Here is a 12,141-nt window from a genome sequence, read left to right as displayed (position 1 = left end):
GGGGGCGGCCCTGCGGTAGGCGATTCGGCCCTGGCACCGGATGAGCCGGACCCGAAGGTCCGTCCGGCGCCTCACTTGGTGATGAGTGAGGTTCGACCCAGGGCCGCCGATCTGAGAATCGGCGCCGACCGAGCATCGTGAAGTTATCTCAATTCCGACGCTACCAGTGGCCGGAGGGTTTGTCACTGGGACGGGAGTTCGAATCGGCCCGATTCATCGGTGCCGATGAGTCCCTCGGCGATGAGTTGCGAAACGGCCTCGTCGAGCATCCTCGCGTCCGGCCACACCGCGTCGATCCGGGCCCGCTCGACCGGTTCGTCGGCGTCCCGGAGCAGGGCCATGACCTCGCCGCGCACATGCCGGTTGGTGCCCTTGTACCGCTGGCGCTTCCGGCTCGGCCCGGCCGGGACCTCCTGACCGGAGAACCCGCACGTGTCGCTCACCGGGCAGGTGCCGCACTCGGGTTTGCGGGCCGTGCACACCAGCGCCCCGAGCTCCATGAGCGCGACCGAGACGCGGGCCGCGGTCGGGGCGTCCTCGGGCAGGAGCGACGCGGCGGCGGCGAGGTCGGCCTTCGTGGTGGCGGTGCCGGCGTCGCTCTGCCCGCCGAGGCGGGCGACGACGCGGCGCACGTTCGTGTCCACGACGGCGTGCCTGCGGCCGTAGTGGAACACCGCGACGGCCGCGGCCGTGTAGACGCCGATGCCCGGCAGCTTCTCGAGCTCGGCCGGGTCGGCGGGGACGACGCCGCCGTGCTCGGTCGCCACGATCCGCGCGCACTCCTGGAGGCGCAGGGCGCGCCTCGGGTAGCCCATGCGGCCCCATTCGCGCAGGACGTCGGCGGTCGGGGCGTCGGCGAGGTCGGCCGGGGTGGGCCAGCGCGCCATCCAGGCCTCCCACACGGGGGCGGCGCGGGCGACCTGGGTCTGCTGGCTCATGACTTCGGAGACGAGCACGCCCCAGGCGGTGGTCCCGGGTCGGCGCCAGGGCAGTTCGGTGCGGTTGTGCGCGTCGAACCAGGGGAGGAGGCGTGCGCTGATTTCCGCCGGGGAGGGCAGGTCCGGCGAGGTCTTGGAGGTCGGCTCGGCTGCGCGCATGTCTCCCATTGTCGTGGCGGGGTCTGACGTTCGGCTCCGGGGGTTGCCGCGGCCGGTTCGGCGGGCACTCCGAACACGCATCGCATGCCTGGGCAAGGGTCCCCGGTTTCCAAAGTGCCCGAGGGGTACGACGTTTTCGGGTCCGCTCTAGGCGCAGTTGCGTGTAATTCCGCTCTCACGCGACTCCGCTGCGTTAGCGTCCCGGCGTGCAGGGTTTCAAGGGCAAGTTCGTGAAGGGCTCGGAGCCGGAGTCGGTCTATTGGAAGCGCCGGGGGATCGTGGCCGGCGCGGTGCTCGCGGTCGTGCTCCTGGTCGTGTTGGTGCTCAGCGCGTTCGGCGGCGGCGATGAGGACCCTGTGGGCGAGGCCGATCCGGCCCAGAACGAATGGCAGGTGCCGTCGTCCTCGGCGACCGTGAACCGGCCTTACATACGGGAGACGCCGGCCGCGGAGGAGCCGAGCGATCCGCCGAGCCCGACCGAGCCGCCGGTGGAGGTCTGCCCGGCCGAGGAGCTCATGCTGCAGGTGGTCGCCGCGTTCGACGAGGTGCGTTCGGGTTCGGAGGTGCCGGTGAGCGTCCTGGTCGCCAGTGGCGCGGACACCGCGTGCACCGCGAACCTGCGGGAGGTCGCCGTCGAGCTGACCGCCGGCGAGGACGTCGTCTACTCCAGCGCGCACTGCGGGACCCCGCAGGGCGAGGAGGTCGAGTTGAGCGACGGCGCGGGCCAGACCGTGGAGTTCACCGTGGACGGCCTGGCTTCGGACGAGGGCTGCGAGGGCGACCGCCGGGAGCTGCCCGCGGGCGAGTACGAGCTGCGGGCGCGTTTGGGCGAGGCCGCCTCGGCCCCGACGAACCTGCGTCTGACTTAGCGGCGCACCGGCAATGCGGCCGGCCCGCGAGTCGGCTTACAGGTACCGGTCGAGGATCGAGACCTCGGCGAGGCGCGTGAGCGACTCGCGGATGCTCTGGGCCCGCCCGGGACCGATCCCGTCGACGTCCTGCAACTCTTCCACCGTCACCCCGAGCAGCTCGGGGAGCGCCCCGAAGTGGCCCACGACCCGCTCGATGACGGCTTCGGGCAGCCGCGGCACTTTGGCGAGCATCCGGTAGCCGCGGGGGCTGACGCGCCGGTCGAGCACGTCCGGGGAGTTCGGGTAGCCCAGCGAGCGGGCGACGGCGATCAGGTCGAGCAGGTCGGGGGAGCGCATGGCGTCCACCGTGTGCAGGGCTTTGCGGTAGTCGGCGCCGTCGGGCAGGTAGTCGCGCACGATGAGTTCGCGGTCGGCGTCCACGCCGGCCATGAGCTCGTCGAGCTGGAGGGCGAGGAGGCGCCCGTCGGTGCCGAGTTCGATGACGTGGCCTTCGACCTCGTCGGCGATGTGGCGGGCCATCTCGAGGCGCTGGAGGACGGTGACGGCGTCGCGCACGGTCACGAGGTCTTCGATCTCGAGGCTCGAGAGGCTCCCGGCGACCTCGTCGAGGCGCAGCTTGTAGCGCTCGAGGGTGGCGAGGGCCTGGTTGGCGCGGGAGAGGATCTGCGTGGACGGTTCGAGCAGGTGGTGGATGTCGCCCATGTACAGGCCGATGGTGTGCATCGACTGGCTCACGGAGATCACGGGGAACCCGGTCTGGATCGCGACGCGCTCGGCGGTGCGGTGCCGGGTGCCCGACTCGTTGGAGTGGATCGACGGATCGGGCATGAGGTGGACGCCGGCGCGGACGATGCGCGAGCCGTCGTTGGTGACCACGATCGCGCCGTCCATTTTGCACAGTTCGCGCAGGCGGGTGGCCGAGAACTCGATGTCGAGCTCGAAGCCGCCGGTGCAGATGTCTTCGACCTGGCTGTCGCAGCCGACGACGATGAGCGCGCCGGTGCGGCCCCGCAGGATGCGCTCCAGGCCGTCGCGCAGGGCGGTGCCGGGCGCCATGGTGGCCAGGGTCGCGCGCAGGCCCTCGTCCGGGATCGACGCCACGGGTACCCCCAATGCTGGACGGTCCGCCGGCGCTGACGGCCGGGCGGCTGAGGCGACCCCTCCTCCAGGGGTGGGAGGTCAGGTCGACTCCAGTGTACGGATCATCAGAGCGGGTCAGGGAGCGGCATTTGGGGCAAGCCGTGCATCCCGGATCGTGACCTTCGATCCGCAGGGGTCCCACGTGCGCCGAGGCCCGGTTTCGCTCACGGCGAACAAGCGGTCAAGCCCTCGGCTAGAGCCGGTCGACGACCTGGACGTGACCCGGCGCGTACGAGGCGAGACGCGCCAGCAGCTGCTGCGGCTCGGGCGCGAAGTCCTTGCAGCGCACCGCGAGATCGAACCCGGCGACCAAACCCTCCGTGGCGCGGTTGGCCTCGCGCAGCACCGAGCGGCCGAGGAACCCGGGCCGGTCGGAGCCGCCGCGTCCGAGGTAGTTGTCGGCGGCGAACAGGAGGTAGGAGGTGCCGCGCCGCTTGGCGCCGACGTGGATCGCGGCGAGCTCCTCGACGTTGCTCCACGGAATGAGGAGGCTCTTGCCGAAACCGGGGCGCACGCGCAGCCCGAAGTGGTTCACCATGAGCTTCGGCGGACGCACGAGCGGCACGAGGAAGCTGGTGGCGCCGATCACGGCCATGACCGTGAAGAACCCCGGGAGAGCCGCGACGGGGTTCGGCTCGCCCGAGTCGAGAGTGCCCGGCTCGGTGCGGACGAGCATGAACAGCGCGAACACGACCGTGGCGCAACCGAGCGAATAGAGGACCAGGGAAGAGATCCGACGGGTGGGTGAACTGCGCTCGACGACGACCCATTCCGAGCTCCTGCGCACCGCTCACCTCCGACACGCAACTTTAGCGAGGCCGGTCGACTCCCGCCACGGGCGCGATCACCATGCGTCGCCGCTTCACCCCGGATGCGCCGGCACACCGGTTCTAAGCTGGCCCAGCATGTACCCCGCACCGACCTCGACCCCGACACCCGACGCGACCCCCGTCCCCGTCGGCCGCCGCATCGCCCGCAAATGGGTGCTCTTCGGAGCCGCCGGCGTCGCGCTCGCGCTCTACGGCGTGCTGAAACTGGTCACGGCCATCATCAACCCGCTCCGAGTCGCGGACCCGATGGAGTCAATCGCGACGGGCGCGATCCTCATGCTGCTCTTCCCGATGCTCGCGTTCGTCTGCCTCCGTCACGCCCGGCGGCGCAGCGACCTCTCGATCAGCACCGACAACGCCGGTCTGTGGATCAGCGACGGCGACGCCCACGCCGTCGTTCCCTGGAACAGCGCGGCCGCGATCGGCCTCCACGAGTACTCGCTCAACGGCGCGACCTCGCCAGCCTTCAGCTACACGTCCTGGTCCATCGAGCTGCGCCTGCACCACCCGATCGACCGCGACGACCCGCTCCTCGAACGGTTCGTCCTGCCCGCCGGCCCACCCCGATACTTGATCCGGCTGCCGCGCGGCACGCACGTCGAGGCGATGGCCGCCGTCGATGCGCGCGTCCCTGAGCTGTGGCACGGCCTGTTCGGCTCGGTCGCCTGACACTTTCGGGTGACATGGCGGCCGCGGGCGCCGGTTCTTGTCGTACCTGCGCGGGAAAGTCGGCGCTACATTCCCCTCTCGTGGTGGGTGGGGGCTAGGGACGGCATGGGTCTGCGAGGCGGTTCGGGGCATCGGGTTTCGGGGCGGCAGTCGTCAACCCGCGCGCAGCCAGACGGCCGCGTCCGGCGGCAGCTCGGCCGGGACGCCCACCGCGCCGATGAGGTCGGCGCTGGCGACCAGCGGGGTGCCCTCCGGGAGCGCCACCGGGTGGTCGGTCAGGTTCACCATGCAGGTGAAGCCGGGGTCGCGCTCGAACGCGAGCACGTCCGGTTCGCTTACCAGCCAACGCATGTCGCCGTCACCCAACGCCTGCTCGCTTCTGCGGATGCGCAGCGCGAGGCGGTACAGCGACAGCATCGAGTCCGCGTCGCCCAGCTGCTTCGCGGCCGTCAGGTCCCGCCAATCCGGCGGCTGCGGCAGCCACGCGCCGCCCTTGCCGAACTCGTACGGCGGCGCGTCGCCGCCCCAGGGCAGCGGCACCCGGCAGCCGTCCCGGCCCAGGTCGCGACCATCGGTCCGGCGGAACACGGGGTCCTCGCGCAGCGCATCCGGCAGGTCGAAGACTTCCGGGAGCCCCAGCTCATCGCCTTGGTACACATACACACTGCCCGGCAGCGCCATGCTCAGCAGCGCCGCCGCCCGCGCCCGCCGGGTGCCCTGCGCGAGGTCGGCCGGCACGTCGTGCACCCGCTTCATGAACGCACTGTCCTTGCGACCGTAGCGAGTCACGTGTCGGGTCACGTCGTGGTTCGACAGCACCCAGGTCGGCGGCGCGTCCACCTTCGCGTGCGCCGCGAGGGTCTGGTCGATCACCGAGCGGAGCGCCTCGGACTCCCACGCGCATTTGAGGAACGCGAAATTGAACGCTGTGTGCAGCTCGTCCGGGCGCAGGTACATGGCGAACCGCTCCGGGTCGACCACCCAGATCTCGCCCACGAAGACCCGGTCGTTCCCATACTCGCCCAACACGAGTCGCCAGTCCCGGTAGATCTCGTGCACCTCCGGGCGGTCCTTGTCGGGCTCGCCGGGCTCGTCGTCGAAGGTCGGCACCCCTTCGAACCGCCCGCGCTTGTCCGGCAGGCCCGCCTGCTTCACCAGGCGCGCCGCGACATCGATGCGGAAGCCGTCCACGCCCCGGTCGAGCCAGAACCGCAGGATCGAGCGGAACTCCTCCCGCACCTCCGGGTGGTCCCAGTTGAGGTCGGGCTGGGAGGCGTCGAACAGGTGCAGGTACCACTGGCCGTCCTCCACTTGCGACCATGCCGGTCCGCCGAAGCGGGACTGCCAGTTGTTCGGCTCGTCCCGGAAGTGGAACCGTTCGCGTGCGGGCGAGCCCGGCTCGGACCGCAGCGCCTCCTGGAACCACGGGTGCTGGTCGGAGGTGTGGTTCGGCACGAGGTCCACAATGATCCGCAGCCCGAACTGATGCGCCGCCCCGATGAGCCGTTCGGCGTCCTGGAGCGTGCCGAACGCCGGGTCGATCGCCCGGTAGTCGGCCACGTCGTACCCGCCGTCGGCCATCGGCGAGACGTACCACGGACTGATCCACAGTGCATCGACGCCGAGCTCCCGCAGGTAGACGAGCCGCGATTCGAGGCCGGCGATGTCGCCGATCCCGTCGCCGTCACCGTCCGCGAAACTGCGCAGGTACACCTGGTAGATCGCCGCGTCCCGCCACCAAGTCACAGTGCCTCCCAGTCGATCGTGCGTCGTTCGAGCCGCGACCGCTCCGCCGCGAACGCCATCCGGTGGCTGTCCAAAGAGGCCTCCAGGTCCGTCGCGGCCGTCTCGCCGCCCTCCAGCGACGTGATGAACGCGTCGATCAGCGCCTCGTCGCCGCCCGAATGGCCCTTGTCGTCCGGCTCCCCCTCGGCGTCCACCAGTCCCGCACTGAGCTCGAACACGCTGTGCCCCAGCGGAGGCCGTGTCTCGTGGGCGACCAACCGCGCCTCCGGCACCTCCGGCAGCACTGCCGTCGGCGAGAACAGGTGCACTTCGACGGTCCCCGTCCGCAGGTTCCCCGCGATCTCCCCCGCCGTCCCGGTCAGCCGCACGGTCCGCGTGTTCTGCCCGGTGAACGCCGAGGTCGAGAGCGTCGCGGTCAGGCCGCCGGGGAAGTCCACGACGGTCTGCTGGTGGTCCACCACGTCGTTGTCCGAGTGGAACACGCACCGCCCGTACGGCCCGGTCCGCAGCGCCGCGAGGCGGCCCTCCGGGGTCGGGTCGTCGCCGAGGAGCGCCACCGGCCAGCCGTCCTCGCCCGCAAGGGCATCGACGTAGTAGCGCGGGGCGTAGAACGGGCAGGATCCGGCGGCCGGGCACCCGTCGAGGCAGTGGTCCGGCGCGCCTTCGGGCGCGTTCTCGGGCCGGAAGTGGGTGAGGCTCCCGGCACTGGCCACAGAGGACGGGGACTCGCCCGCGAACCAGCGGATCATGTCGAGGTCGTGGCAGGTCTTCGCGAGCACCATCGGGCTGGAGGTGGCGAGGTTGCGCCAGTTGCCGCGCACGTAGGAGTGCGCGTAGTGCCAGAACCCGATGTTCTCCTCGACGCGCATGGTCATGAGCCGCCCGATCGCGCCGGCGTCGAGGAGCCTCCGGATCGCGAGCCAGAACTGCTGATAGCGCATTACGTGCCCGATCCATATGCGGGCCTTGCGGTCGCGTGCGGCGGCCGCGAGCGACTCGAGGTCCTCGGAGGTGGTCGCGGCGGGCTTCTCGAGGAGGATCGGCAGGCCGCTCTCGATGGCGGCGAGCGCGGCAGGCACGTGCAGGGCGTCGGGGAGCGCGATCACGATCGCGTCCAGGCCGATCGCGTCGGCGTCGGCGATGAGGTCGCGCCAGTCGGGGTAGCGGTGCCCGATCGGCACGTTCCCGGAGTCGGCGAGCCGTTCGCGCCGGTGCGGGATCGGGTCGGCCACGGCCGCAATGGAGGCGCGGTCGGGGTGGGCGAGGGCCCAGGCCCCGTACGCGTCGGAGCCGCGCGCCCCGGCGCCCAGGATTCCCAGTCGGATCGGCATGCGCCTCAACCTTTCTCTGCGCCGGAGGTCAGCCCGGTGACGAGCAGCCGCTGCGCCAGGAAGAACCCCGCGACCACCGGCACGGTGATCGCGATCGACCCGGCCATGAGCACCGTGGTCGGCACCGAGAACTCGGTGAGCTGCGCGATCCCGAGCGAGACCGTCCACCGCTCCCGGTCGGCCACGAGGAACAGCAGCGCGAACAGGTACTCGTTCCAGGCGATCATGAACACGTACAGGGCGGTGGCCGCCACGCCGGGGAGCGCGAGTGGCAGTACGACGCGGCGGATGAGCGCGAGCCGCCCGCACCCGTCGATCATCGCCGCCTCCTCCACCGAGGACGGCACGGCCATGAGGTAGGTGCGGAGCATGTACAGCGCGACGGGCACGGTCTGCGCCACGTACACGAACACCAGGCCCACCAGCGTCCCGGTGAGTCCGACCCGGCTGAGCAGCACGAACAGTGGCACCGCGAGCACGATCCCGGGGAGCAGGTACACGCCGAGGAAGACGACGTTCACGGTGTTGCGCCCGAAGAAGCGCAGCCGCACGGCCGCGTAGGCGCCGAGGACGCTGAAGAGGATCGCGAGGCCGGCGGTGGCGAGCGCGACCTGGAGGGAGTTCCCCATGTTCCCGCCGAGCCCGTACTCGACCATCGCGGTGGGGTAGGCCTCCATCGTGACCTCGTCGGGGGAGGGGAAGAGGTCCAGCGGCTCGGAGACCACGGACTGGAAGGGCCGCAAGGAGAGCAGGAAGCCGTAGAGCAGCGGCCCGGCAGTGACGAGCACGGCCATAGTGATAACGATCCAGCGGAGTACGCCGAGGACGCGGTCTTCAGTGGAGGGTCTGCTCATGCCTTCTCCCGTTTGATCATCCACGCGTACAGGGCGACCACGAACAGGAGCATCCCGGTCATGAGCAGGCCCGTGGCGCTCGCCGTGCCGATGTTGGCGCGCACCACCAGCTCCGAGTAGACCCGCACCGCGAGCACTTCAGTGCCGCCCGCGCCGCCGGTGAGGAGGTAGATGTCGTTGAAGTTCTGGAAGGACCACAGGAACCGCAGCACCGCGAGCAGCGCCATGACACCGGCGAGCTCGGGCAGCAGCAGGTGGCGGAAGATCCGCGTCTTCCCGGCCCCGTCGATCTGCGCGGCCTCCTCGATGTCCTCGGGCACCACTTGCAGTCGGGCCGTGATGAACAGGAACGCGAGCGGGAAGGTCTTCCACACCTCGAACGCGATGACGCACAGCAGCGCGACCGGCACCGCGAACGGCCCGAGGTCGCGGCTGGTCGTGGTGAGGAACGCGATCGGCTCGGCCCAGCCGAGCCATTCGGTGCCGACCGCGTTCACCAGGCCGTACCCGGGGTTGAGGAGCGTCTTCCAGATCGTGGCGGCCGCGACCACGGGCAGCACGTACGGGATGAGCACGAGCGCCCGGATGAGCCCGCGCCCGCGGAACGGGCGCCGCAGCGCGAGTGCGACCGCGAGCCCGACGAGCACCGCCCCGGCCGACGAGGCCGCCGCGTAGATCACCGTGGTCGTGGCGGCCGACCAGAATCGGGGCGAGCCCCAGACCGCGGCGACGTTCTCGCCGGTGAACTCGAGGTTGTCGATGTACAGGCGCGGGATGTCGACCAGGCGCACGTCGAGGAACGCGAACAGCACCACGGCCAGGAACGGCAGCACCGCGAACAGGAGCACCACGATCACGGTGGGGCTCACGAGGAGTCGGCCGTGGAGGTCCTCCCGCTGCGAGATGGTCAGGGTCCTGCGGCCCCGGCTCTCGCGCTGCGGAGCGGACGGCGCGGGGTCGGGCGGGGCCGCCGTCGCGGTCGGCGCGCCTTCGCTCATCCGCCCAGGTCCTGTTGCGCCGCTTCGACTGCGGCCGCCATCGACGCGGCGACCTCTTCGGGCGGGGCGCCGTCGAAGAGCGCCTCGGCCTCGGTGGCGAGGATCGTCTGCGAGAACACGATCCCGGCCAGTTCGGCGTCGTCGGTGCCCCAGCCCCAGCGCGTGAACTCCTCGGCCCCGGCGGCGAGCCGTTCGACCAGCTGCGGGCCGTAGATCTGCTCGATCGAGACCTCCTGCGTCCGGTCGTTGCCGAACGGCAGCGCCGACCACGCGTCGAGATACTCCGTCGACCCCGCCTCCGGGCCGGGCCGCACCGGGATGCGGCCCTCGGTCGCCGAGGCGAGGTTCTCCACGTAGCCGTCGGTGAGCATGAACTCTATGAACGCCTTCGCGTCCTGGATATTCGCACCGGCCGGGATGCCGTAGTTCGTCGTCTGTCCGTATTCGACCGGCGCTTCGTTCCCGACACCGGTGAACGTGGTCAGGTAGGCGGTGTTCTCGGCCAGGAACCGGGGGTTCTCCGCGCATTCGGGGCAGGTCACCGGGTTGTCGACGTCGAGCCCGGCGACCTCGTCGACGACGTGGGAGGAGAACAGCACCATCGCGGCCGAGCCGGAGAGGTACGCGGCCCGCGCGGCCTCGACGTCCACTTGCGCCGGACCGGCCGCTGCGGCGAGCCGCTGGTAGTGGGCCAGGCCCTCCACACACTCGGGCGAGTCGATCTGGACCGACCCCTCCGTGGCGAGCCTGCACCCGAACGGGAGCAGCATCGACTCGATGCCCTCCTGCGTGTACACATCCCCCGGAGTGGTCCCGATCGCGATGCCCGCCAACCCGTCCGAGTCGAGCGCTTCGGCCGCCGCCGCGATGTCCGCGACCGACGAGGGCGGCTCCAGCCCGGCGTCCTCGAACAGGTCGGTGCGGTAGGCGATGGTGTGGCCCCACCCGTCCGAGGGCACGGCGTGCAGGCTCCCGCCGATCGTGACCATGTCGAGCGCGGCCCCGCTGAAGGTGTCGGAGCCGAGGTCGTCGACGATCTCCTGCGGCGCCTCGTCGTCGAGCAGCCCCTGCGCGGCCCATGCGGCGGTGCTCGAAGGATTGTGCGCGATCACGTCGGGCACGTCGCCCGAGGCCGCCGAGGTCACGAGCGTCTGCCCGGCCTGGTCCGGTTCGAGTGGGACCATCTCGACCTCGATGCCGGTGGCCTCGGTGAACGCGTCGATGACCGGCTGCTGCGCCGCGATCCGCTCAGGAGTGGTGTACGGCGTCCAGAAGGTGATCGAACCGTCGCCTTCCTCGGATTCCTCTGGGCTGCAGGCGGATATGGCGAGCAGCAGCATCGAGGCCGCCACGCAGGTCGTCAATGTCCTCATAGCCGCTCCTAAGGGGCGAATCGGCGCGAACAGCGTCCAATCCGCACTATAGCGGCGATGAGTGGTCGGGCGGTACCCCTGTGTGCTCGCGAACCGAAGGTTCGCGTCGAATACGGCGGCAGGTCAGCGGTCGCCGGTGGCCATGGTGTTGACGATGGCCTCCGCCTCCTCGATGGTGTCGATGCCCTCGAGCTGGAGGATGCCCTTGGGGCTGAGGTTGCTGCTGCTGGTGACCTCGATCGACCGGCCCTCGACCATGATGTGCACGAGCCCGGGCCACCCGTCCTCCTCGGTGGCCGCGGCGGCGGCGGCGTTCCACGCCTCGACGCCCTCCTCGTCGAACACCACGTAGACCGTGGGCAGGCCCGCGGTCCCGTAGTCGAAGTCGAGGTAGTCGACGTGCTCGGCCCTCACGATCGCCGGGGCGAGTCGCACCTCGCCGAGGACGCCGTCGACCTCCGCGCACACGTCGATCGGTTCTCCGGGGTCGGCATCGAGGGTGACCGACTCCCCGTCGGTGTCGGGGTAGCGGGCCTCGCAGTCGGCGCTGGTGGTGCCGAGCGCTTCTTCGGTCATGCGGAACTCGAGCTGCACGCCGTCCTCGACGTTCATGGCGGTGTCGCTCGACGGGGGAGCGCCGCCCGCTTCGACGCCCCCGCACGAGACGAGCGCGGGGGCGACGAGCAGCGCGAGCAGGGGGACGAGTCGTTTCACGGGGGTCCGCCTTTCGGAGGGGACTCCAGAATAGGCAGTGGACCCGCGCGCCTTCAGGCCGCGAGACGGGGTGTGGTCTGGGCGAGGGTGACCTGCCACCGATCGGCGTTCTTGACCATCACCAGGGTGAGGGCGCCGGTGGTGGGGAGGCCGCCGGCTTCGTCCCGTTCGTCGTGGACGGTCTTGATCGCGCTGACGAGCGCCACATCGGAGCGCGGGAAGCGGATGTCCTCGATGTCGAGCGTGGTGCGCACCTGCGCCAGCGGCGACGCGAGCGCGGCCGTCATCGCCTGCGTCAGTTGGTCTTTGCCCAGCACGCGGCGGCCCGCGATGTTGACCACCGCGGTCTGGTCGGTGTGCAGGGCGAGGAAGGGTCCGGGGTCGTTCTGGTGCCGCTGGTATTCGGCGACGGTGGCTGCGATGGCGGTGGTCTCGTTCTCGGCGTTCATCGTGGTGCCTCCTTCAATCTTCTTTAGGAGCGATTCGCTCCGTTTGAATCTATACCGGAGCGATCCGC

12 protein-coding genes are annotated in these 12,141 nt (G+C 70.7%); 2 read left to right on the top strand and 10 right to left on the bottom strand.

Annotated elements, in window-relative coordinates; all coding sequences use genetic code 11:
- Positions 1–182: 182 nt before the first annotated feature.
- Positions 183–1,097 carry an A/G-specific adenine glycosylase gene (locus ACFO8M_RS09850; protein WP_387974057.1) on the bottom strand — a complete coding sequence of 305 codons (915 nt, stop codon included), beginning with the start codon at positions 1,095–1,097 and terminating at the stop codon, positions 183–185.
- Between the two features lie 206 nt (positions 1,098–1,303).
- Between ACFO8M_RS09850 and ACFO8M_RS09845 the strand changes: the two genes are divergently transcribed.
- Entirely contained in the window at positions 1,304–1,966 is a 663-nt protein-coding gene (locus ACFO8M_RS09845) for a hypothetical protein (RefSeq protein ID WP_387974054.1), read from the top strand.
- Between the two features lie 36 nt (positions 1,967–2,002).
- Here the strand turns inward: ACFO8M_RS09845 and disA are convergent, their stop codons facing one another.
- A complete protein-coding gene (gene disA, locus ACFO8M_RS09840) occupies positions 2,003–3,082 on the bottom strand; it encodes a DNA integrity scanning diadenylate cyclase DisA (RefSeq protein WP_387974051.1) in 1,080 nt (359 codons plus the stop codon).
- Positions 3,083–3,302: 220 nt separating this feature from the next.
- On the bottom strand, positions 3,303–3,896 hold the full coding sequence (locus tag ACFO8M_RS09835; RefSeq protein WP_387974048.1) for a hypothetical protein: 594 nt from the start codon (positions 3,894–3,896) through the stop codon (positions 3,303–3,305).
- A gap of 118 nt (positions 3,897–4,014) precedes the next feature.
- Here ACFO8M_RS09835 and ACFO8M_RS09830 point away from each other — a divergent pair, with 118 nt between their 5' ends.
- Positions 4,015–4,608: a hypothetical protein gene (locus tag ACFO8M_RS09830; protein ID WP_387974045.1), complete on the top strand. Its 594-nt coding sequence runs from the start codon at positions 4,015–4,017 to the stop codon at positions 4,606–4,608.
- A gap of 153 nt (positions 4,609–4,761) precedes the next feature.
- Here the strand turns inward: ACFO8M_RS09830 and ACFO8M_RS09825 are convergent, their stop codons facing one another.
- The 7 genes from ACFO8M_RS09825 to ACFO8M_RS09795 form a co-directional block, all read right to left on the bottom strand.
- Complete coding sequence (locus ACFO8M_RS09825; protein ID WP_387974042.1) at positions 4,762–6,354, bottom strand: glycoside hydrolase family 13 protein; 1,593 nt, start codon at positions 6,352–6,354, stop codon at positions 4,762–4,764.
- Positions 6,351–7,685 carry a Gfo/Idh/MocA family protein gene (locus ACFO8M_RS09820; RefSeq protein ID WP_387974038.1) on the bottom strand — a complete coding sequence of 445 codons (1,335 nt, stop codon included), beginning with the start codon at positions 7,683–7,685 and terminating at the stop codon, positions 6,351–6,353. The genes ACFO8M_RS09825 and ACFO8M_RS09820 overlap by 4 nt, the downstream gene beginning before the upstream one ends.
- 5 nt (positions 7,686–7,690) lie before the next feature.
- Complete coding sequence (locus ACFO8M_RS09815) at positions 7,691–8,539, bottom strand: carbohydrate ABC transporter permease (RefSeq protein ID WP_387974036.1); 849 nt, start codon at positions 8,537–8,539, stop codon at positions 7,691–7,693.
- Positions 8,536–9,537 (bottom strand): carbohydrate ABC transporter permease, encoded by a 1,002-nt coding sequence (locus tag ACFO8M_RS09810; RefSeq protein ID WP_387974033.1) that lies wholly within the window; start codon positions 9,535–9,537, stop codon positions 8,536–8,538. The genes ACFO8M_RS09815 and ACFO8M_RS09810 overlap by 4 nt, the downstream gene beginning before the upstream one ends.
- Positions 9,534–10,910: an ABC transporter substrate-binding protein gene (locus ACFO8M_RS09805; protein ID WP_387974030.1), complete on the bottom strand. Its 1,377-nt coding sequence runs from the start codon at positions 10,908–10,910 to the stop codon at positions 9,534–9,536. Before ACFO8M_RS09805 ends, ACFO8M_RS09810 begins: the two co-directional genes overlap by 4 nt.
- 123 nt (positions 10,911–11,033) lie before the next feature.
- A complete protein-coding gene (locus tag ACFO8M_RS09800; protein ID WP_387974027.1) occupies positions 11,034–11,624 on the bottom strand; it encodes a hypothetical protein in 591 nt (196 codons plus the stop codon).
- 53 nt (positions 11,625–11,677) lie between these two features.
- On the bottom strand, positions 11,678–12,073 hold the full coding sequence (locus ACFO8M_RS09795) for an SgcJ/EcaC family oxidoreductase (RefSeq protein ID WP_387974024.1): 396 nt from the start codon (positions 12,071–12,073) through the stop codon (positions 11,678–11,680).
- Positions 12,074–12,141 lie beyond the last annotated feature (68 nt).

Origin of the sequence: Glycomyces rhizosphaerae (assembly GCF_042647865.1) — a bacterium.
GTDB classification, from domain to species: domain Bacteria; phylum Actinomycetota; class Actinomycetes; order Mycobacteriales; family Micromonosporaceae; genus Glycomyces; species Glycomyces rhizosphaerae.
Note: the sequence above shows the minus strand (reverse complement) of the source record. Positions and strands in the feature narration are given on the sequence as shown.

What these genes read in the sequence shown, in the direction of transcription:
- ACFO8M_RS09805 (WP_387974030.1), bottom strand. Translation starts at nt 10,910, where the DNA reads ATGAGGACATTGACGACCTGCGTGGCGGCCTCGATGCTGCTGCTCGCC.
- ACFO8M_RS09830 (WP_387974045.1), top strand. Translation starts at nt 4,015, where the DNA reads ATGTACCCCGCACCGACCTCGACCCCGACACCCGACGCGACCCCCGTC.
- ACFO8M_RS09820 (WP_387974038.1), bottom strand. Translation starts at nt 7,685, where the DNA reads ATGCCGATCCGACTGGGAATCCTGGGCGCCGGGGCGCGCGGCTCCGAC.
- ACFO8M_RS09795 (WP_387974024.1), bottom strand. Translation starts at nt 12,073, where the DNA reads ATGAACGCCGAGAACGAGACCACCGCCATCGCAGCCACCGTCGCCGAA.
- ACFO8M_RS09815 (WP_387974036.1), bottom strand. Translation starts at nt 8,539, where the DNA reads ATGAGCAGACCCTCCACTGAAGACCGCGTCCTCGGCGTACTCCGCTGG.
- ACFO8M_RS09850 (WP_387974057.1), bottom strand. Translation starts at nt 1,097, where the DNA reads ATGCGCGCAGCCGAGCCGACCTCCAAGACCTCGCCGGACCTGCCCTCC.
- ACFO8M_RS09810 (WP_387974033.1), bottom strand. Translation starts at nt 9,537, where the DNA reads ATGAGCGAAGGCGCGCCGACCGCGACGGCGGCCCCGCCCGACCCCGCG.